We start from the raw sequence: 20,737 nt of genomic DNA, 5'->3' as shown, positions 1-20,737 counted from the left end.
TTATGTCTGGTTCTTCTCATTTAATATATAGCGTAATTTCCTTATGGATATCTGCAAGCGTTTGGCTGCTTCATTCCGGTTGCCGTAGGTTTTTTGCAGTGCCTGCATGACGAGTTCCTTTCCAATTGTGGATTGAAGCTGTTTGATTTCCGTAAGGATTTCTTCAAGCATCAGTTCATCTTTCTCATTAAAGTCGGCCACCAGCTTTTTTCGCCACTCTTCAAGAAGGTTTTCAGTTGTCTGAATCTCATTCGGACGCTCTTTCTTCTTCGGAGTGACCTGGCTGTTAGATAGCGAGATATCATTGGCTGTTATTTCAGACTTATTGTCTGCAAGAGTTAGCGTGCGCATGACCACATTAGATAGTTCGCGTATGTTGCCTGGCCAGTTGTATTGCTGTAATTTTTCAATGGCTTCATTGGAAAAAGAGATATCTCCATGACCATTTCTCTCAATCAAGTGACGGACAAGCAAGGGAATATCCTCTTTTCGGTTGCGCAAAGGCGGGATATCCAGAGTCACGACGTTCAGCCGGTAAAATAGGTCTTCCCGGAATTTATTTTTGTCCACTGCCTGTTGCAGGTTTTCATTGGAAGCCGCCACTAACCGGGCATTCGTCCGTAATGTCCCGCTGCTGCCAACCCGCATGAATTCCCGTGTTTCCAACACTCGTAGCAATTTGACTTGAATGGCGGGACTCGCATCCGCAATTTCATCAAGGAAAAGCGTACCATTCCCTGCAATTTCGAAAAAACCCTTTCGCAACTGGGTAGCTCCGGTGAAAGCCCCCTTTTCATGGCCGAATAATTCGCTTTCAAGCAGGGATTCAGAGATCGCTCCACAATTGATGCCGATAAAAGGTTCATGGTTTCGGGGGCTGGCTATGTGGATGAAACGTGAAAGCACTTCTTTGCCGCTGCCGGTTTCTCCTTCAATTAATACATTGACTGATTTTTGGGCAACCTTGAATGCAGTTTCAATCAAACTCTTCATTAAAGTACTTTCACCGACAATCAATCCTGATTCCTCGGCTAGCTTATGGATGAAATGTTGATTCAAATCTTCATTTTCATTCAATAGGTTGTCAATTTGCTTTTCCAATACTTCAATATCCACAAAGGGTTTTTCCATATAATCACTCGCGCCAAGTTTCATTGCATCAACAGCGGTCTTGACGGTGCTGTATCCGGTCATGATCAGTACCTTGCAACGCGGCTGTAGTTGTTTTAGATGTTGCAGGAGGGAAAGGCCATCACAATCCGGAAGCTTCAGGTCTATCAGTGCTACATCAAAACGCTGCTGATTCCAATCGATTTCATGGAAATCCTTTCCGCTATTCACAACTTGTACGAGGTAACCTTTCATCGTAAAAAGGCGGGATAGAAAAGTCCCAACTTCTTTCTCATCGTCTACCACAAGTAAATGGATCACTTTATCATCGCCTTTCCTCTTCTGCTTGCAAGGGAAGCCTCAGGAAAAAAGTGCTTCCTTGTCCTGATTTGCTCAAAACGTCGATCTTGCCACCATGGTCTTTGGCGATGCCAAGGCTTACGGACAGCCCCAAACCTGTACCTTTTTCACGGTCTTTAGTTGTATGAAAGGGATGGAATATGAAGGGCAGGCGTTCTTTTTCAATCCCCGTTCCATTATCAGTCACCTGTACCACCATGAACTTGTCTTCTGAATAGGTAGTGATCGAAATCGATTTTTCCGATTGAGAGGACTCATCCAATGCGTCCTTGGCATTCAATAACAAGTTGATGATGATCTGTTCTATTTGAGGTTGGCTGCCCTTTATGAAAGGAAGGTCTTCCTGAAGGGAAAGATGAAGGGAAATTTGCTTCTTCCCCAGTTGAAACTTCAAAAGGTTCAGAACCTGATGAATGGCTTCGTTAATAGAGTAATAGTGGAATCTATACTCATCCTGCCTCGAAAAGGTAAGCAGGCTTTTCACTATTTGCCTGCATCGGTCCCCGCAAATCTTAATATCGTTCAAAAGCATATAGTCCAGATTGTCATGGGGAGTTTTCCGTAATAAAATCTGGGAGTTACCAAGAATGGCCGTTAAGGGGCTATTCAATTCATGGGCAATCCCTGCTGCCATTTCACCGATCGCCCCAAGTTTACCGGCATGCAATAGCTGGACCTCCATCTGTCTTCTTTCAGTGACATTTTTATAATAAGCAATGACCCCATAGACTTGATGCTCCTTATTCTGAATCGGGTAGGCATGCATTTCCAAGATGGTATCATGCTGAAGGAGTATTTCTTGAAATCCTGGCTTATTGAATGAAAAGGTATCTTGAATCAGATTTTGGGATTTTTCAATTAAAGGAACCAGGTCGGAAAAGTTCCTGGCAGAATCATTGGATTGATAGACGGTTCCTTTGTGATCAAAAACGATGATCATATCTTCAACTGCCTTGAACGTATCCTCCCACTCCTGCTTGGAATGAAGGACTTCCTTATAAAGCTGGGCATTCTCCAAAGTTAGTGCAAGCTGATTTGATAGTTGCTCAAGAAAATCCAGTTCATCTTTATGCCATGTTTTCTTATTCTTCCTGCCGAAAGTCCAAATTCCGATTTTTTTACTTTTTCCGTACAAAGGAACCAATAGAAGTGCTTCGATCTCAAGGGATAATAGTCGTTCTTTTTCTGGGAAGTCCGGTAACCGTTTAACTTCCACCTGAATGGGCTGCTTGTCTTTCAGAGCAGACGAGAAATCCTGAAATGGGTGTAACAGGTTATTGGAATCAATTTCAAGTTCGCAGTGACCATTGGGGCAGATGTGAAGCAGGGCAGGTTCTTCCTCATACAATATGACAAAGTGACTGTCATCGAAGGTAATTAGCTGCTTGAGCTTTGCAATAACATTTCGGAGAATCTCTTGGATGTCGATGTCCATATTCATATTTTTAGTGATGTCATTCATAATTTCAAGCTGCATATTCTTCTTCTTCAGCTGATCCACAGTTTTCTTAAGTTCCGTGTAATACGTTTTTTTTGAAGATTTTACACCTGTCATTAAATCTATCAATTCAAGTTTGTTCATGTTTTTCACCTCTTATAGGGCTGTAAGAAGCAGATGATTAATCTGTTCTAATGACATATCACGAGGATTTGTGATCATGCAGGCATCCTCAAGGGCAGTCATCCCTATGGGATCTATCATTTCCTTTGTAATGCCGACATCACTTAAACTCTTGGGAGCCCCTATATCCTGGGATAATTCCCTTACGAAGTGAATGGCTGCCATTCCAGCTTGCTGCTCGGTCAATGCACGAGTATCGATGCCCATGATGTCTGCAATCTCACTGAATCGCCTTGGTGAGGCAATTCGATTGAACTCCATGACATGGGGAAGGAGTATCGCATTGATTTCACCATGCGGAAGGAGGTACTTGCCGCCGATGGCATGTGAAATGGCATGGGCCGCTCCCAAAATGGCATTGGAAAAAGCTAGTCCTGCCTGCAGGCTTGCCATCGCCATCGCTTTTTTTGCTTCCTCATTATGCCTGGATGCAACAGAGGGGCGTAAGTGACGGGAAACGATGGAAAGCGCATTTTTAGCTTGGACATCGGTCAATGGTGTGGCAGCGATTGAAACGTAGGATTCAATGGCGTGGGTTAAAACATCCATTCCCGTAGCCGCGGTCAAATCCGGACCCAAGGTGGTTAAGGTACCGGGATCGACTATTGCAATATCGGGGACGAGTGATTTTGAAATGATCGTCATTTTTTTCTCGCGGAATGAATCGACAATCACCGAAAACTGGGAGACCTCTGATCCCGATCCGGCCGTAGTCATGATCATCACCATGGGTGGGAGGGGGGAGTGAACTTTATCAACGCCTTCATAATCACTGATGATGCCGCCATTCGTAGCTAAAAGGGCTACCCCTTTGGCGACATCCAAAGCACTGCCTCCTCCTAAACCAATGATGGCATCGCATTCTTGTTCATTAAATGTCAAACAGCCGGCTTCAATCTCCCTGTCTTTCGGGTTGGTCGTCATATCAATGAAGGTAGCAAAAGCAAGACCAGCATCTTGGCAGGATTTAATGACTTTATCTAACCAGCCAGCATTGGCCACACCAGAGTCGCTGACTATAAGCGCCTTTTTGGCACCCAACCGCAAGCAGGCCTCACCGGCTTGTTCAATCGAACCATTTCCAAAAATCACTTCCGGCATCACAAATTTAGTTATCGACATCTTTGCGCCTTCTCCCTGTAAAAATTCAATCTCTTCTGTATTATTTTCCCGAAAAAGAGCGAAAATCCTGTTTGGATTCCAGGTATTTTTATATAATATGACAAAATATCAAATGGTAGAGAACTTTAGGCACGTGTCAAATGTCCTGCTTATTTCTTTAATTTGTAAATTCGTTACTTTAGACATGCATTAATAGGGATAAACCTACCTAGTTAGTATTATCTATATATTGTAAAATTATGGAGGTAATCTATTAAACTGGGAGGCAATCTATGAAAAAACAATTTCTATCGATAACATTAATCGCAGCATTGACACTCGGGACAACTGGGACAACTACCGCTTTAGCGACGCCGCATTCATCACAGGTGCAACAGGCGCCATCCACGGACAAGAAAGTCGTTAAGAAAATTGATGTCGACAAAATCTACAAGAATATTGAATACCTCTCACAAACACCTCGGGTGGCCGGTACGGATTCTGAGTATAAGGCCGTCCAATTCATCAAAAAGCAATTCAATTCTTATGGCTATGAAGCCGATATAGAAGAGTTCAATTTTTTATCTTATACAGACCCAAATCTGGTCAAGCTGTCCGTTGCTGGAATTGATGGGGAAATCCAAGCGAACCATTTAACTTATTCAGTTAATGGGAATTTATCCGGTGAAGTGGTATACGCCGGTTTAGGAACGAAAGAAGAACTTGAGGAAACCGATGTTAAAGGGAAGATTGCCCTTATACAAAGAGGCAGCCTCACTTTTGCAGAGAAAGTATTGAATGCAGCAGAAAAAGGGGCAGCGGGAGTCATCCTGTTCAATAATGCCGATGGGGAATTAAACGGGACACTCGGAGGGGTTAATGACAAGTATATTCCATCTGTCACGATAACCAAAAAGGATGGAGAAGCCCTGCTGGAGAAATTAAATGCTGGAGCTAAATTGACAGCATCATTAAAAATTGAAGGAGCTTATTCCGGAGAGAAAACCTCTTATAATGTAGTGGCAACGAAAAAAGCAACCAAGAACATCAAAGCAAAAAAGAGCGATATCATTTATATTACTGGACATCATGATTCCGTCGCTGGAGCACCCGGAGCGAATGATGATGCATCAGGAACATCCGTCACCCTTGAACTTGCACGTGTGCTGAAGAATCTTCCTACAGATACGGAAATTCGCTTCGTCACCTTTGGGGCCGAGGAAAATGGACTTCTAGGTTCGAAGCATTATGTGGACAATCTCTCTGATGATGATATCAAGCGGACGCTTGCCAACTTCAATCTGGATATGGTAGGAAGCCGGGACGCAGGAGATTTGGTCATTTTAACTAATGATGGAGAAATGAATCTTGTAACCGAGCTGGCTCAGGCATCAAGTGCAAGACTGAATGGCGAGCCGACTCCATATGGACAAGGCGGTAGAAGTGACCATGTATCTTTCGCAGAGGCTGGGATTCCCGCTGCATTATTCATCCATAGTCCATCAGAACCTTGGTATCATACTCCTGATGATACCATTGATAAAATCTCAAAAGAAAAGCTTCAAGATGTTGCTGAAATTGTCGGCACCGCTGTCTATGACCAAGCTAAAATCGAAACTGAAAAACCTGATCTCAATCATAAAAAAGGGAAAAAGGTGAAAGTTCCGCATTTATTTGACGAAAAGGAATTCAAATAATGCAGTAAATAGTCAGAGGGTGCAGCCTGCACTCTCTTTTTATGTTTGAAAATGGAAATGAAGAGGTAAAAAGTCTAAGCGGTAATTGTTCGGAATGGGATGAATTCCCTAAACACCTAGCATAAATAGCTTATTTATCCCTATTTAACTCTAAGACTATAATCCTTATAATAAAAAATATGAAAAATATGACAGTCTACATAATGAGAATAGTATGTTTGAGGTGATTTTTTTAAGTGTATGCAAATTCATTGAGTGAAATTCACTCTGCCCTCTCCAGTAAAATGTCCGATGTGAATGAAAAAATTAATCGTTTGGAGCAGGCAAAAAGACAAATCAAAGACGAACAGAACGCTTGTCTGGGGGAAATTGCTAAAATTAAAAATCCAGACTTGGCAAAAAGCTGGACGGGGAACCGAGCAGAAGGCTTTCAAGATGCCCGCAGTGATGCATACAAGGCAATGTCAACGATCATTCATGATGATTATGACGACTATCAAGAGAAAATCGACGGTAAAATCATGATGCTTAATATAGAGAAAAAGGCTCTGAGTGCAGCAGGCACCATAGCTCATGAAGCGGATGTACTTTTAGGTAAAGGAGAAGCCGTCATAGATCAACTGGAAAGTAAAATATCATATTTAAAAGGGTGGTTGTTTTAATGACGACGATCAAACTGAATCATCCTGCCGTAATGAAGCAAGTCGATCAGGTGAAGACGGCGCTTGGTACAGTCACGCTTGGAAATCTGCCGGCAGGCGAACTTGGCAGCAATATATTGGAATTCACCTCGAAATGGATTGACCGGGAAACGAACCTGGAGAAGGTCTTCGAGCAATATATCAAAATCGTCCAGAAAAATGTGGAAGATACCCGTGCCAACATTGACTTATTGAAAGAACAGGATGAAGCCATCGCCCATACGTCTTCACATGGGTACCAGCCGCGATGAAAATATATGAAGCCAAGACATTGACGGCCGCAACCAAGTCGCGGGCCAAGCAATATGAAGAACTAAAGAAGGAAGTCACAGCCCTGAAAAAGGAATTTCAGGGCATCGTCGGCCTGGATAACGAGTTTCAAGGGGCCGGTGCCGCAGCCATCAAAAGCTTTTATGAAGCACAAATCGAGGTGGCCGACGCCTGGATGGAACTATTCACTACCCAGATCAGTTTTTTGGATGGCATTCCAGCCAGTCTGGAAGAGGCGGACCTATCCGGAAATACGGTGGTCGAGGTTCCCTTTTTAGATGGCGAAGTCTCGACCGGCATTAACCAAGCGAAGTCGCTTGTCGATGAACAAGCGAACGATCTCCAAAGGATCCTGAATAGCATTGACGATATCCTGCCTCTTGATATGTTCAACCAAAAGGACTTTAATGAAAAAATCACACTGGCCGGACAAAGGCTGGATGACACCGTGACAAAGGTCGAGAATGTCGACCGGCAATTGGTTGAGGAATATGATGTGTCCGTCGGGCAGGAAAACGTGGCCGTTGGCCTCTTCCGCGCCTTGCTTGATGCCACCAAACAGGACGGCAACGTTTCGCCGATGACGTTCAACCAATCGGCATTCAAGAATAGTGACGTCTATCAAGTGAAGGATGAAGTCGCCGGTCAGATGAAAGACTATCAGACCTTCAAAAAGCAACAAGCCGGGGCCCAGAAAATCGAACGTGAAATGGAAGAACTCGAAAACCGCCCATGGTATGAAAAAGCCTGGGATACCACAAAAACCTTTACAGGGGAATTCACGGGATATTATGATTCAATCAGGGCCTCAACCGGAGTCGATCCAGTAACGGGCCGCAAGCTTTCCGATGCCGAACGAATCGCCGCCGGCGCCATGGCAGCCGCTGGATTCATCCCCGTCGTCGGCTGGGCAGGCCGGGCCATCAAAGGCGGCAGCGCCCTATACAAAACGGCCAAAGGACTCAACGCGGCGAACCACGCGCTCGATGCCTATAAAACGACAAAAGGCTTTAGCCTCCTCCAGAAAACCGAATACGGGATATACGGACTCCTCGCAGCCAACGGCCTCGGCGAAGCCGTCACCGGCAAAGACATGTTCGGCAACCAGCTAACCGAGGAACAGCGCCAGAACGGGCTGTTGATGGCACTCGGCATCGGCGGTGTGGCAGGTGCGGCGAAGTATGTGGATCATTTACAGGCAAAGAATCCAGCATTAATAAATAGAGGAACAATTACATCACTAGATAAAGCAGGTCATGGCGGACCTGGAGATAACTATAAGTATAATATGATAGAGAATCCAGGACCTTTAGCAGACATTAATCCGGGAGCTGCATCTACCTTTAGAAGCGGAAAGTATAATGTGGAAGTACTTAAGCAAGATTTGATTTTATATAGAGCGGGAAAAGCCGGTGGTGGGAGAAATGCTTTAGGCCAATATTTTACAAGGGAACCTTCAACTAGAATAGAAGGAAGAATTGATTTGGCTGTAAAGGCACAGTGGATTGATCCAAAAACAGGTTCACTAACTGGTTCATCGCCACTAGATAGTGTTTATACACTGAAAATTCCTAAAGGAACTACTATATATGAGGGGCCAGCGGGCCATCAAGCTGGAATCTATTCAGGTGGAGGAAATCAAATTTTTGTGTCAGAACCATGGAAAATTAAGGATTTAGAAGTGATTAATGAAATTCCAATAAAATAATTGTAATATGGGGGATAAACTTGGAGCAAACATTATTAGTTATTCAAGATGCTTATGTTCGTTTGGTTAAAATATTGACAAAGGAAAAGAATGATTTAGAATTTATAATAAGTCAAGCTAAAGCCTCAATTGAGTTGATTGATGCTTGCTTATTGGATTGTCAATCATCAGAACAATATCGTAAAACTATGATGGAATTGAGTAGCATCTATCGTGATATAAATAAACCCAGAGTGGGTTTATCTGATTATTTTATTTGGCATGATAACTATGACAAGAGAATTGTTGCTAATAACGAATTAGATGAAATAAAAGATATTTTATCAAAAGTATTTTTTGCTAATAAAAGGACCTTAACATAAGTTGTTAAGGTCCTTTTATAATAATGACTGAAGGACTTTTGTCTCCTCCAGAAAACCGAATACGGGATATACGGACTCCTCGCAGCCAACGGACTCGGCGAAGCCGTCACCGGCAAAGACATGTTCGGTAACCAGCTAACCGAGGAACAGCGCCAGAACGGGCTGTTGATGGCACTCGGCATCGGCGGTGTGGCAGGTGCGGCGAAGTATGTGGATCATTTACAGGCAAAGAATGCACTCTATCAAACTACTGACTTATTAAAGGGAAATAAAGTATTAAGAAAATATGCTAAGGAAATAGCGAAACATCCAAATCCAAAACCTGTTGAAGACGTACTAAAGTATGTAATTAAGAAACAAAATTCCATAGGAACTAAGGTTATGCTCGATGGAGATGTTGTTGAAAAAGTTTTAAAGGAAGTTAAGCCGAATATCACGATAAGAGAACTGGAAAATTTAAAATGGAGTGTAATAGAGGAAGCTACTTTAAAAAATAAGACCATTCTTAAACCTTCACAGAGAGCAAGGTTATGGCAAGGTTCTCATCCTTACTTTGGTATAGATACATATGAGGATATTATTTTGAAAAAAGGCACAATCTTATTTGCTGGATATCCAAGACCAACAGGTTATTGTTTTACAAAAGAGGTTTTAGATAGCGTAGACGGAGATTCAAAAAAATTATTTCAAGGTGTTCAAGTTAATCCTAGAGAATTTGATGATGGAACGGGAGATTATAAATTTCAAGTCATCGAGTTCGAATTACTGGATGATTTACCATCAGCTAGAGGTATGACAGATGCGAATCCTCAATTTGGATCAGGCGGTTTAGAGCAAATATTCACACCTGATTTTGAAGATCTACTTAGAGAAGGAAAAGTAAATCCTGTACTGGACGATGTAACTAAGCAAAAATTAAGAGGAAATGGAATAGAATTTAATCCAACATTGTTACAACAAAAAGATGAAAGTGGTAAGTACATATACGAAACAATCAGTAAGACTTTTGTAGAGATAGCAGAGGATCCAAATGTTATCAAATTGAAAAATTTTAAATTAACTGAAGAAGAAGTTTTACAAATTAAAAAAGCTGTAAAATTATTAGAAGAAAGTGGAGGGGGGATTAAGTGATGAGTAATCTGAAAAAGGGAGAGTTAGAAATAGATGGTGTTTTTATTTTTCCTAACTGTAAATTAGTTGATATAAAAACAAAAGAATCTTCAAGTAAGTTTAAATCTATAATCCTTGATAGTCATAATGAATCTTTAAGGTTTTTAAACGCACCTAAATTAGGTAGCAAATATTTTAATGTCCGATTATCATTTAAAGATAATTTAATATGGGGGATTGATCTGAAAGTAAATAATCCATCCATTAACCAATGGGACTATGAAGAAAAACTATCTCAGCATGGCGAATGGCTTACAGAGCAAATTGGTTATCCTGAGGGAATATTGTCTGAAAATGTATTTGAATGGGGTAAGATTACCCAATGGTATGATCCGCGGTCCAGTGATGCGGGAATCAGCATACTTTATTTCCAAAGGTAAAATGACACGAAGTGAATATGAAAATAAGATAAAAGAGTTAGGTATAGATTTACAAGAACTCAATATTTTTACTGAGGGGTATCAAACTACAGGCAACGAATCAGCCCCAGTTGATTTGGTAACGACAGTAGACTGCCGTTACCAAATCGGCCGAAGGTGCCTGAATTATAATAGCCTAAGCAGAGCCTGTGCACCTGTTAGGATAAGTCCTATTATAAAACCGCAGACCGCTCCGTTCACACGAATCCATTGTAAGTCTTTTCCTACACCATTTTCCATCATATCAATCAGCGTTTCATTGTCTAGCTTATCTAAATTTTCTTGTACAAGATTGCCGATCTGCGTATGATTATTTTCAATGAGAACAGTAATTTGTTTCTGTATCCAATGATCGATGTGGGTGCTATTTTCTTTTATGTTGTCCAGTACGTGATGAATCATTGGAGTCAGATAAGTATCCATGAAATGTTCATCTTCGACGAAATCCAATGCTTCTTGTTGAATTTGTTGTAGACTTCCCTTTATTGTCGCCTCAGGCTCCCATTTTGTCAGAAGTTGTTTTTTCCATTTTTCAACTCCTTCTAACAGTTCCCGGTTATGATTAATGCCTTGTATCTCTTTCCTGATATATAAGATTAAAGCCTCTCTATTTGGTTCGTCCTCGTTTTGTAAATTATTTACGACACTTAATAACAGGTTTTGTATGATATTCCCAAGTTTCTCTTCGTTAAGTAGGCTTTGAATGGATTTAACGGCAAACTGAAGCATACCTTCCAGTTCAATCTTGCTGAGTACATCCATGGAAACAGTGCCAAGACGGTGACTGGTTTGTTTTTTTCCTAACCAATCTTCAGCTTTTTTCAAAACATGATCCAAAGCCTTCTTATCAAACTCTTCGTTAAGTAACTGTGAACTTACTAAATGAAGAATCTTGCTCATGTCTATGTTAGAAAGTGATGCTTTAATTTTTTTTGCAACGAAAGGTGTGATCTTTTCAATATCTATATAACCAATCATTTGCTTGATAAGTTTAATCAGGACTTTTCTAAAAGTATCACTTTGTATCTCTTTTACTAAAATAGGGATTAATTTCTCAGTAAAAGAAATATGTTTTACTTTGTCCTGAATACTTTCCTTAGAAAGCCAGTCGTTTTTTAACATCGAAACAAGTGCATTTGTCATTCTTTTACGATTGTTGGGCAAAAGCGCTGTATGGGGGATTGGTAATCCAAGCGGATGGCGGAATAATGCAGTGACTGCAAACCAATCTGCCAATCCGCCAACTAAACCGGCCTCAAACCCTCCATGTAATAAATCCAACGGCAATGAACCTTGAAATGGAGTGGTTGCAATATAACCCGCCCCCATGATAATTAGTGAATATCTAGCTATTTTTCTTGACGATTTTATTTTTGGTGACATTATATTCTCTCATCCTTAAAATGAAATTCAATTACTATTAACGAATCATCTATATGTTTAATGTCTTACTTTTATCTAGTAGTATAGCAGGTAGTTCAAAAAAATACTCCTAACGAGGGTAGTAAGTTCATTTAGTGGGGAATGGGGAAATCACTTATTAAGACCACAATCATTGATATTTCCTTTGAATTTCGAAGATGCGGATGGTTGATTCACAATAAAAAAAGCCGATTTATTCAATCGGCTTTTTTTATTCATTTAATGAAAAGAGTTTTTGGTTCATCTCCAAAAGATTATGATGCGTCTGCTTTTATCGAATTATTTTTAACGGTCCCTACATTTTTCTTATCTTTCATACGACTGAAGATATAGGCTAGAACGGAACCTGATATATTATGCCAAACACTGAAAATGGCACTAGGTACAGCGGCCAAAGGTGAGAAGTGGGCTGTTGCTATAGCTACACCCAAACCAGAGTTCTGCATACCAACCTCCATTGCAACAGCTTTCTGTTTAGCTAAATCCATCCCGCATAAACGAGCAAAGAAAAAGCCGAGTAAAAAACCAAGAACATTATGAAGAACGACTACTGCAAAAATAAGCAAACCTGTTTTAGCCAGCTGAGCTTGGCTTCCAGCTACTACGGCTGATACGATCAGAACGATGGAAATGACAGATACTAGAGGTAAAGCCTTTGCACCTGCCTCTGCCTGTTTACCGAAAAACTTTTTAACAATGAATCCAAGCATCAGTGGGATAATCACCACTTGAATTATGGAAATGAATAATGACCCAATACTGATATTGACCCATTTACTTGCCAAGAGCAGAATAAGCAGGGGAGTTACGATTGGCGCTAGAATAGTGGAAACAGAAGCAATGGCAACTGCAAGCGCAACATTTCCTCTCGCAAGAAACACCATGACATTTGAAGCTGTTCCACTAGGGCAGCATCCTACCAAAATAACACCAACAGCCACTTCTTTGGGCAAATCGAACCCTATTGCTAATACAAATGCCAATAATGGCATAATGATAAAATGTCCTGCTACCCCTAGTGCCACTTCTTTCGGACGTCGGAAAACTTCTTTAAAATCCGATGTTGATAATGTAAGCCCCATGCCAAACATGACAATTCCTAATAATGGAACAATATAGTCTCCAATCCATACAAAATGATTAGGTAAGATATACGCAATAACTGCAAATATAATGACCCATAAGGTAAATGTTTTACCAGCAAATCCGCTGATTTTCTCTACTACTCCCATAGTGACCTCCTAGATGTTTTAAAATAAAACAATTATAGTTTATATTCAGAATATTTTAAACCTTTTTCTGAAATCAATACGTTTCTACCAGCCTTTAGGGTTGTTTCATTATGGACAGACATATATATAGGGGATTTTTTTGAACTGTAATTCTCTAGCGGTTGTTAACAAAGAAAAAGGTTTTAGAAATTCTGTTCACTTTTATCCTTTTTCTTTTTTTGAAAAATAAGAGAGGTGCAAATTATTGGCATACTAATGATATGGAAAGTAGTTACCGGTTTTCTAGAGTAGGAAATAGTATTTGTTGTTTTACAGGTTTAATTATTGCTATTGTATGTTTAGCCAGGGCTATAAAAGAAGTGGAGATGTGGTTTCTTTGATACATATATTAATTGCGGATGATGATCGGCATATTCGGGAGTTGCTTAAATTTCACTTGGAAAAGGAAGGGTACATGGTATTCGAAGCGAAGGACGGGAATGAAGCTTCCTTGATACTGGAGAAGGAACGGATCCATCTGGCCGTTGTTGATATTATGATGCCGTTTAAAAACGGACTGGATCTTTGTAAGGAAATCCGGGATCAATATGATCTGCCGGTCATTTTATTGACAGCTAAAGATCAACTTATCGATAAGGAAAAGGGGTACTTTGCGGGTACGGATGATTACCTCGTAAAGCCATTTGAGCCACGGGAACTTCTATTTCGGATAAGAGCGCTATTACGAAGGTACCGTATGGTGAATTCTGAATCCATTTCATTGAATCAAACGGTCATTGACCGTAAAAGTTATGAGGTGCGACTAAATGGGAGTACGCTGCTCCTACCGCTTAAGGAATTTGAGCTGCTGGCTCAGCTGGGGAGTTTTCCTGATCAGGTCTTTACGCGTGAGCAGCTTATTGAATTGGTGTGGGGTGCTGATTTTGAAGGGGATGATCGGACGGTTGATGTCCATATTAAACGGTTAAGGGAACGTTTTGCCGGGCGGACCGATGATTTTGTTATAACGACAGTCCGTGGTTTAGGTTATAAACTGGAGGTCAACAAGAAGTGAAAACACTCTATTTCAGGATAGTTATTCAAACCATTTTGATCATGGTGCTTGCCAGTGTCATCGCCTTTTTGATTTCCAATGTCTATTATCATCAGGTTCAAAAACCCAACAATGGTGAGAAGATAAAGAAAGTTGCAAGTGATATCGTCTCCTTATATGAGGAAAATCCTGATCAGGATATTGATGCGTATTTAAATCATATTGCAGGATTGCACTATCAAATGTATCTATTTAATGAGCAGGGTGAAGGAACTTTATATGGTGAGCCGTTTCGGGAAACTGGTTTGGATCGAGATACGATTTCCGGAGTTTTGAACGGGAAGACCTATCAAGGGATAGCCAATTATAATAATGGGTTGTTTATTACCGGATTTTTTGAAGATGTATTGATTAATAGCATTGGGGTCCCATTGAACGTGAATGGCGAAAAACATGCATTGTTTGTAAGGCCGAATATAGAGCTGCAGTTTGGTGAATTCCGCTTTTTTCTTGCAGTTTTGCTTGTTCTCACGCTCCTTCTCAGCTTTTTATTTGTGATCATTAACACGCGTTTCATCGTTAAACCAATTACGAAATTAACGGAAGCTACAAAGAGGATTGCCGATGGAGATTATAGTAGTGAATTGAACGTTACCCGCAGTGATGAAATTGGGGATTTGGCTCAAAATTTCTCGAAAATGACTCAAAGCATACAGCGGTTAGATGATATGAGGCAGGAGTTCGTATCGAATGTATCTCATGAAATTCAATCTCCGCTTGCATCCATCCAAGGTTTTTCTCAAACCCTCCAATCGGAAGAATTAACAAAGGAACGAAGAAATCATTACTTGTCCATTATTGAAAAAGAAAGCAGGCGCATGTCGTTACTAAGCAAACAGCTGCTCCTGCTTGCTTCGTTGGATAAAGAAGAAGATCCGCTGCAACGGTCCAATTTCGATTTAGCACAGCAAATAAGGCAAGTGTTGTTCATGCTTGAATGGAATTGGCGGGAAAAGGATATGGTGATCGAAATGGATTTGCCTTCAACCCTTATTTCTGCAGATGAGAAACTTTTAAATCAAGTATGGACGAATTTGATAACAAATAGCATTAAATACTCGGAAAACGGCAGTTCGATCGATATTCGGATTAAAAGTATAGGCAGTGCTGTTGAAGTGATGATCGCGGATACGGGCATGGGAATTCCAGTAGAAGACCTCCCTTATATCTTTGATCGCTTTTATAAAGTCGACAAAGTGAGGAACAGGAGTGAAACAAGCAGCGGATTAGGACTTTCGATTACGAAGAAGACGGTTGAACTTCATGGGGGAACGATCGAAGTTCAAAGCGAACTTTGTAAAGGGACCACTTTTTATATACGGTTGCCCCTTATGTAATCAGTTGTTCATCTTCCATTCATATTGATTGTTTACAATCGGGTCATACCGAGTCAGGTAGGACTTGATCGGTAAACAAAAGGAATGGGAGATGAAATGATGTTTTTGGCATTACGTGAACTAAAGCATTCAAAGTTACGTTATCTGCTGATTGGACTGATCATGGTATTGGTCGCTTTGCTTGTCTTTATCATTTCAGGATTAGCTAATGGACTTTCTTCAGATAATGCTTCATCCATACAAAACATGAAGGCCGACTATTTCGTTATGGAGCATGAGTCTAAAAATAAATTGAACCGATCCATCATATCCATGGAAAAGCTAGATGAAATCCGTGCCTCGTCGGATGTTAAAGCAGCCGAAGGTCTGGGGCAAATGATGATCACATTGAATAAAATCGGCTCATCGGAAAAAACGGATGTCACCATTTTTGCGACCGATGCCAGTGGAATTTTAGCACCGAAGGTCATAGAAGGAACGAACTATGACAATAAGAAACAAGGTGAAGTCGTTGCAGATCGTTCTTTAAAAGAAGTGGGTTATAAATTGGGTGATTCACTTAAAGATGACCTATCAGGTAAGGTTTTCACCATTGTTGGTTTTACTGAAAAGCAATCTTACAGCCATTCACCGGTAGTTTACATGAATGTTAAGGGGTGGCAGGAGATTAATCCTGCATTGAAAAATCAAGAGAAAGATTCAATCAGCACAATAGCTGTGCAAATGGATTCGAAGGCAGAAGGAAATGTACGTGAATCATTGCCTGAAGGCGTAACGCTCATTTCGAAAGAAGAATCACTTCAGAGTATACCAGGCTTCAAAGAGGAACAGGGTACATTGACGATGATGATTGCCTTCTTGTTTGTCATAGCAGCTTTCGTTTTGGCTGTATTCTTTTATGTGATTACCTTGCAGAAGACGAATCAATTTGGAGTCCTTAAAGCACTCGGGGCCAATACGGGCTACCTGGCAAAAAGTATCGTTGGTCAAGTAATGCTGCTTGCCGTGACATGTATAGCCATCAGTGTTGCACTGACATATGGCGTCACTTTAATCATGCCAGAAGGAGTGCCATTTGAATTGAGTACAGATTTGGTCATTAAATATTCCTTGTTACTTTTGGTTGTATCCGTATTGGGTTCGCTGCTATCACTATACCGAGTATCGAAGATAGATGCGATCGAAGCAATAGGGAGGGTATCATGATGGGGGATAAGCTATTATTTGAAAACGTCAGTAAGATTTATGGGGAAGGCGATAATAAGGTGACAGCCCTTGATAATATTTCCCTGAATGTGAGAGCGGGGGAATTCGTCGCCATCGTGGGTCCTTCAGGCTCAGGGAAAAGTACTTTTCTTTCAATAGCAGGTGCGTTACTTTCCCCGAGCAAAGGTCGCTTACTGCTTAATGATGAGGATATTACAACATTATCCCCAAAGGAATTGACTAGAGTACGCCTTGAAAAGATCGGATTTGTATTCCAATCGTCGAATCTTGTGCCATATCTCACCGTACGAGATCAGCTTCTGCTACTTTCTGAACTGATTGGCAAGCGGGATAAAAAAATTGTGAAAAAAGCGGACGAATTGCTTAGCCACCTTGGACTTGGACATCGGGCAGGTCACTTGCCAGAAGAACTGTCGGGCGGTGAGAGGCAGCGTGTAGCCATCGCCCGTTCGCTGATGAATGATCCAGAAATCATTTTAGCGGATGAACCAACCGCAAGTCTTGATTCCAAAAGAGGCAGGGATGTTGTTGAAATGCTTGCACATGAGGTGAAGTCAAGAAATAAAGCGGCCATCATGGTAACGCACGATGAAAGAATGTTAGATTTATGTGATCGAGTGGTCAATATTACAGATGGCAAGGTATTTGGATAAAGTTATACGTAAAACACACTCTCATGAGTTGAGTCATTACAATAAGCGGTAAATAGGCCGCCGTTTCTCCAAAGGAATTAGGGGAGGCGGCGACCTGAATCGCTTGAATTAGAACCTAGTTAATCGACAGTAAGCAGTTGAAATACTAGTCGTTACTTTATATAAACGGCCTGCAATTATGTATTATATTTTGCTTGGATCTCAGATGGTTATCTTCGGATTAATCATGTTTTTTTATTTTAAAGAACAAACAGTGATAGGTTGCTTTCACACCTGATTCATCTCGGTATTCTGTGTCGTATATGCTGATTAACTCTCGAAAAAAGGAAGGGCGCTGGCAGTAGTTTTCTTTGTTGCTGTTAGCTGCACCAATCTTTTTAATTGAAGTGAAAAATTCACGTACTGTCTGAAAGTACTCTAGTTCAAGATTTTCTTTTTTTGTTATCTCGATTGGAAATGCTGGTGAAAAGGGGAGTGCTTCTTCACAAACTTGAGATAATTCTTCTAGAGTATAAAACATTTGGCCTGGTGAACTATCAATGGAAAGTTGAAGCTTTTCTTTCGCATATTCATATGACCTATGAAGCTCTTGAAAGGTATCGATTCCAAACGTTGAAAATATCAGGCTCCCTTCAGCCGTTAATCGTGTACACAGTTTTTCAAGGGTTGCAGGAAGATTATTCAGCCATTGAAACGTTGCATTAGAGATAATCATATCGTAATTTTCATTAAGCGCCATTTCTTCGATATCAGCACATAAAAAAGTAACACGGTCATCCTTTGTCATTCCTTTTGCCACTTCAACCATTCCTGGTGCTAAATCAACAGCGGTAATAGCGGCATTAGGGAATGTTTGGACTAGTAACCTGGTTAAGTAACCAGTGCCGCAGCCGATTTCAAGAATATTGATTTTTTGATTGGTGTTTTTTTGAGGAAGCAAATCCACTAATTGTTTTGCCATGTTTTTTTGAACATTGGCGTACGCATCATATGTTTTCGCGTGTTCACTGAACCGCTTACTTAACAATCGTTTATCAATCATGAATGTACTCCTTTTGAATAAATGTTTTGATATGCTGCACACATTCCTGTGGTTTTGTGAAAAATGGAATATGACCTGCACCTTCCATAATATGAAACTCTGATTTCCCACCCAGATTTTCTTTAATGAAAGATGAGGCTCCGAGTGGACAAATTTTGTCTTCCCTCCCATGAATCAATAAAAAGGGGGTTTCAATCCTGTCTAGATTTACTCTAGCATCTTTCTGAAGTAAATAATCCAAACCTATAGAAAGCGAAAACACCTCATCTCCATGAAATTCACGTTGAATTGTCGCGTTGAATTGATGATAAAAACCTTCTTCTTTTTCAGCTTCGGAAAACATTGCTTCATAAAAGGAAGTCAAAGTCTTCTCTTTATTACGCTGTAGTTGTTTCTTCATGCGCTCGACAATAAGTCGATCCCAGCCAAATGAATAATTTTCTGCTGTGGTAAACCGACTTGTTGCGCCAAAGAGTATGAAACCTTTTATTTTTTCTCGATACGAACTTGCAAGTTCCAGTGATATTAGTGATCCTAATGACCAGCTCAGTAAATAAATTGGACCATCGATGGATGCGATTGTGTCTATGACTCTTTCTTCAAAGTCATTTAGTGTTTTCATATCTCTCCATTCTATAAATGAAAGGTTAGATACTTCAGACAGCGGTTGAATTAACGGTTGAAACGCCCCTTTTTCCATTCCCCAGCCTGGAAGCATGACTAAATTCGGCATTTTCATTCAATAACACCCATTTCTTTTCCAATAATCGAAATTTTTTCAACTGCCCACTCAAGATCTTTTTTATCGTGGAGAGCTGTCACGGTAAACCGGATTCTCGCCTCATTTTCAGGAACGGTCGGCGGTCTGACAGCGATAGCTGCAATTCCTTCTTTCCGCAAACGTTTGGCAAATTTCATCGTTTTTTCGTTTTCTCCGATGACAATGGGAACAATTTGTGATTGACTTCCACAAATATTAAACCCGTAATATGTGAGTTTTTCTCTAAAGTATTCCGAATTCATTTGGAGTAGTGTGCGGCGCTCTGGCTCTTCTTGCACAAGTTCAATCGCTGTTTTTATAGCACCAAGTATGGCAGGGGGAAGTGCAGTTGAATAAATGAATCCGCGCATGCGATTTTTTAAATAGTCGATAAGCCATTTTTTCCCGACAACATAGGCTCCGAATGAACCGAGCGCTTTGCTGAAAGTACCCATTTGGATATCTATTTTTTTTTGAAGATGGAGATGACAGGCATAACCTTCACCGTTCTTACCGTAGATGCCGCTTCCATGTGCTTCATCAGTCATTAACATTGCATTATAACGTTCTTTTAACCGAACAAGGTCCTCAAGGTAAGCAAAGTCACCGTCCATGCTGAAGATTGTATCCGTCACGATTAATTTACGTGCTTCAATTGATGACTTTTTCAATAATGCTTCTAAATGATCTAAATCATTATGCTGATATCGCAAATGTTTCGCACGGCTCAAAAGAGTGCCATCGACAATGCTTGCATGATTCAATTTATCGCTATAAATTAAATCGTTACGAGACACCAGGGCGGAGATAATTCCAAGGTTTGCGTTATAGCCACTGTTGATAATGAGTCCTGCTTCTGCTTTCTTCCAATTGACAAGAGCTTGTTCTGCTTGCTCGTAAAGAGGATGATTGCCAATAATTAACCGTGAAGCCGTTGCTCCTGCACCATATGTATGTACGGCATCAACCATGGCTTTTTTCAACCTTTCATCTCCTGCATATCCTAAATAGTTATTAGAAGCTAGATTTAGCATTCTGCACCCGTCGATCATAAGCCATGGCTGCTCGGCAAATTCCGTTGTTACGAGTTCACGCTTTTGTGATATCTCTTCTAAATAGGCAAGCTCTTTCTTTATTTTTTCTTCCCAAGATAATTGTTTTTCACTGTGCATGGCCATTCTCCTTTTTATATGTTAACTAAATAATATATTAGTTAACATATAAAACATTCTAATCATGACTCAATGAAACTGTCAAGCTTTGAAATGGAACCGGATAATGAATTAATTATCCATAAATCAGGGAGATATCAAGAGGCGAAAGAAGACAACTATCACCAACATGCTGGTTGGTAATTTTGTGATTTGAACCAAGCGGGGCGGATGATGAGTAAACTAGCATTTGTCGATAATAATAAGGAGGAATAATGACTGCTCTATGTGAAGGGAGAAA

General features: G+C 40.6%; 19 protein-coding genes. 11 read left to right on the top strand and 8 right to left on the bottom strand.

All coding sequences use genetic code 11. The features are described 5' to 3' along the window. From QUF86_RS03270 to QUF86_RS03260, 3 genes are read right to left on the bottom strand one after another with little or no spacing between them, the layout of a single operon-like run. Positions 1–1,431, bottom strand: coding sequence for a sigma-54-dependent transcriptional regulator (locus tag QUF86_RS03270; protein ID WP_289318194.1), 1,431 nt, complete (start codon positions 1,429–1,431; stop codon positions 1–3). Positions 1,432–1,435: 4 nt separating this feature from the next. Next, positions 1,436–3,052, bottom strand: a complete 1,617-nt coding sequence (locus QUF86_RS03265; RefSeq protein WP_289333615.1) for a sensor histidine kinase — start codon at positions 3,050–3,052, stop codon at positions 1,436–1,438. A gap of 12 nt (positions 3,053–3,064) precedes the next feature. Then, a complete protein-coding gene (locus QUF86_RS03260) occupies positions 3,065–4,213 on the bottom strand; it encodes an iron-containing alcohol dehydrogenase (RefSeq protein WP_289333614.1) in 1,149 nt (382 codons plus the stop codon). 272 nt (positions 4,214–4,485) lie between these two features. Between QUF86_RS03260 and QUF86_RS03255 the strand changes: the two genes are divergently transcribed. The 7 genes from QUF86_RS03255 to QUF86_RS03225 all read left to right on the top strand — a co-directional run bounded on the left by QUF86_RS03255 (position 4,486) and on the right by QUF86_RS03225 (position 10,480). Then, a complete protein-coding gene (locus tag QUF86_RS03255) occupies positions 4,486–5,889 on the top strand; it encodes a M20/M25/M40 family metallo-hydrolase (RefSeq protein ID WP_289333613.1) in 1,404 nt (467 codons plus the stop codon). Positions 5,890–6,125: 236 nt separating this feature from the next. After that, the gene (locus tag QUF86_RS03250; RefSeq protein ID WP_289318190.1) at positions 6,126–6,551 is read left to right on the top strand and encodes a YwqH-like family protein; all 426 of its coding nucleotides are present in this window, start codon (positions 6,126–6,128) and stop codon (positions 6,549–6,551) included. Then, complete coding sequence (locus tag QUF86_RS03245; RefSeq protein ID WP_289333612.1) at positions 6,551–6,841, top strand: YwqI/YxiC family protein; 291 nt, start codon at positions 6,551–6,553, stop codon at positions 6,839–6,841. The genes QUF86_RS03250 and QUF86_RS03245 overlap by 1 nt, the downstream gene beginning before the upstream one ends. Continuing rightward, complete coding sequence (locus QUF86_RS03240; protein ID WP_289333611.1) at positions 6,838–8,568, top strand: ribonuclease YeeF family protein; 1,731 nt, start codon at positions 6,838–6,840, stop codon at positions 8,566–8,568. Before QUF86_RS03245 ends, QUF86_RS03240 begins: the two co-directional genes overlap by 4 nt. A 20-nt stretch (positions 8,569–8,588) precedes the next feature. Beyond that, on the top strand, positions 8,589–8,930 hold the full coding sequence (locus QUF86_RS03235) for a hypothetical protein (protein WP_289333610.1): 342 nt from the start codon (positions 8,589–8,591) through the stop codon (positions 8,928–8,930). Positions 8,931–9,098: 168 nt separating this feature from the next. Then, on the top strand, positions 9,099–10,061 hold the full coding sequence (locus QUF86_RS03230) for a hypothetical protein (RefSeq protein ID WP_289333609.1): 963 nt from the start codon (positions 9,099–9,101) through the stop codon (positions 10,059–10,061). Then, positions 10,061–10,480 (top strand): hypothetical protein, encoded by a 420-nt coding sequence (locus tag QUF86_RS03225; RefSeq protein ID WP_289333608.1) that lies wholly within the window; start codon positions 10,061–10,063, stop codon positions 10,478–10,480. The genes QUF86_RS03230 and QUF86_RS03225 overlap by 1 nt, the downstream gene beginning before the upstream one ends. 165 nt (positions 10,481–10,645) lie before the next feature. Here the strand turns inward: QUF86_RS03225 and QUF86_RS03220 are convergent, their stop codons facing one another. Together QUF86_RS03220 and QUF86_RS03215 are read right to left on the bottom strand one after the other, a co-directional pair. After that, a complete protein-coding gene (locus QUF86_RS03220; RefSeq protein WP_289333607.1) occupies positions 10,646–11,902 on the bottom strand; it encodes a DUF445 domain-containing protein in 1,257 nt (418 codons plus the stop codon). 293 nt (positions 11,903–12,195) lie between these two features. After that, positions 12,196–13,173 (bottom strand): bile acid:sodium symporter family protein, encoded by a 978-nt coding sequence (locus QUF86_RS03215; RefSeq protein WP_289318180.1) that lies wholly within the window; start codon positions 13,171–13,173, stop codon positions 12,196–12,198. 334 nt (positions 13,174–13,507) lie between these two features. Here QUF86_RS03215 and QUF86_RS03210 point away from each other — a divergent pair, with 334 nt between their 5' ends. From QUF86_RS03210 to QUF86_RS03195, 4 genes are all read left to right on the top strand, one after another. Next, positions 13,508–14,227, top strand: a complete 720-nt coding sequence (locus QUF86_RS03210; protein ID WP_289336184.1) for a response regulator transcription factor — start codon at positions 13,508–13,510, stop codon at positions 14,225–14,227. Further along, entirely contained in the window at positions 14,224–15,603 is a 1,380-nt protein-coding gene (locus tag QUF86_RS03205) for a sensor histidine kinase (RefSeq protein WP_289333606.1), read from the top strand. Before QUF86_RS03210 ends, QUF86_RS03205 begins: the two co-directional genes overlap by 4 nt. Before the next feature lie 99 nt (positions 15,604–15,702). Then, entirely contained in the window at positions 15,703–16,809 is a 1,107-nt protein-coding gene (locus QUF86_RS03200) for an ABC transporter permease (protein WP_289333605.1), read from the top strand. After that, complete coding sequence (locus QUF86_RS03195) at positions 16,806–17,483, top strand: ABC transporter ATP-binding protein (protein ID WP_289318176.1); 678 nt, start codon at positions 16,806–16,808, stop codon at positions 17,481–17,483. Before QUF86_RS03200 ends, QUF86_RS03195 begins: the two co-directional genes overlap by 4 nt. A 220-nt stretch (positions 17,484–17,703) precedes the next feature. On the opposite strand, the gene bioC is transcribed toward QUF86_RS03195, so the two are convergent. From bioC to bioF, 3 genes are read right to left on the bottom strand one after another with little or no spacing between them, the layout of a single operon-like run. Then, positions 17,704–18,525, bottom strand: coding sequence for a malonyl-ACP O-methyltransferase BioC (bioC, locus tag QUF86_RS03190; RefSeq protein WP_289333604.1), 822 nt, complete (start codon positions 18,523–18,525; stop codon positions 17,704–17,706). Beyond that, entirely contained in the window at positions 18,518–19,264 is a 747-nt protein-coding gene (locus tag QUF86_RS03185; protein WP_289333603.1) for an alpha/beta fold hydrolase, read from the bottom strand. Before QUF86_RS03185 ends, bioC begins: the two co-directional genes overlap by 8 nt. Then, a complete protein-coding gene (gene bioF, locus QUF86_RS03180) occupies positions 19,261–20,457 on the bottom strand; it encodes an 8-amino-7-oxononanoate synthase (RefSeq protein ID WP_289333602.1) in 1,197 nt (398 codons plus the stop codon). Before bioF ends, QUF86_RS03185 begins: the two co-directional genes overlap by 4 nt. Between the last annotated feature and the right edge of the window lie 280 nt (positions 20,458–20,737).

The organism is Peribacillus sp. NJ11, assembly GCF_030348405.1.
Taxonomy (GTDB): domain Bacteria; phylum Bacillota; class Bacilli; order Bacillales; family DSM-1321; genus Peribacillus.
This window is presented reverse-complemented; position numbering and strand designations above follow the sequence as displayed.

Bases quoted from the DNA above. Each gene is read 5' to 3' on its own strand.
- QUF86_RS03200 (WP_289333605.1), top strand. From the start codon at position 15,703: ATGTTTTTGGCATTACGTGAACTAAAGCATTCAAAGTTACGTTATCTG.
- QUF86_RS03265 (WP_289333615.1), bottom strand. From the start codon at position 3,052: ATGAACAAACTTGAATTGATAGATTTAATGACAGGTGTAAAATCTTCA.
- QUF86_RS03240 (WP_289333611.1), top strand. From the start codon at position 6,838: ATGAAAATATATGAAGCCAAGACATTGACGGCCGCAACCAAGTCGCGG.
- QUF86_RS03210 (WP_289336184.1), top strand. From the start codon at position 13,508: ATGTTTAGCCAGGGCTATAAAAGAAGTGGAGATGTGGTTTCTTTGATA.
- QUF86_RS03215 (WP_289318180.1), bottom strand. From the start codon at position 13,173: ATGGGAGTAGTAGAGAAAATCAGCGGATTTGCTGGTAAAACATTTACC.
- QUF86_RS03195 (WP_289318176.1), top strand. From the start codon at position 16,806: ATGATGGGGGATAAGCTATTATTTGAAAACGTCAGTAAGATTTATGGG.
- QUF86_RS03220 (WP_289333607.1), bottom strand. From the start codon at position 11,902: ATGTCACCAAAAATAAAATCGTCAAGAAAAATAGCTAGATATTCACTA.
- bioF (WP_289333602.1), bottom strand. From the start codon at position 20,457: ATGCACAGTGAAAAACAATTATCTTGGGAAGAAAAAATAAAGAAAGAG.
- QUF86_RS03245 (WP_289333612.1), top strand. From the start codon at position 6,551: ATGACGACGATCAAACTGAATCATCCTGCCGTAATGAAGCAAGTCGAT.
- QUF86_RS03230 (WP_289333609.1), top strand. From the start codon at position 9,099: ATGGCACTCGGCATCGGCGGTGTGGCAGGTGCGGCGAAGTATGTGGAT.
- QUF86_RS03260 (WP_289333614.1), bottom strand. From the start codon at position 4,213: ATGTCGATAACTAAATTTGTGATGCCGGAAGTGATTTTTGGAAATGGT.
- QUF86_RS03185 (WP_289333603.1), bottom strand. From the start codon at position 19,264: ATGAAAATGCCGAATTTAGTCATGCTTCCAGGCTGGGGAATGGAAAAA.
- QUF86_RS03225 (WP_289333608.1), top strand. From the start codon at position 10,061: ATGAGTAATCTGAAAAAGGGAGAGTTAGAAATAGATGGTGTTTTTATT.
- bioC (WP_289333604.1), bottom strand. From the start codon at position 18,525: ATGATTGATAAACGATTGTTAAGTAAGCGGTTCAGTGAACACGCGAAA.
- QUF86_RS03255 (WP_289333613.1), top strand. From the start codon at position 4,486: ATGAAAAAACAATTTCTATCGATAACATTAATCGCAGCATTGACACTC.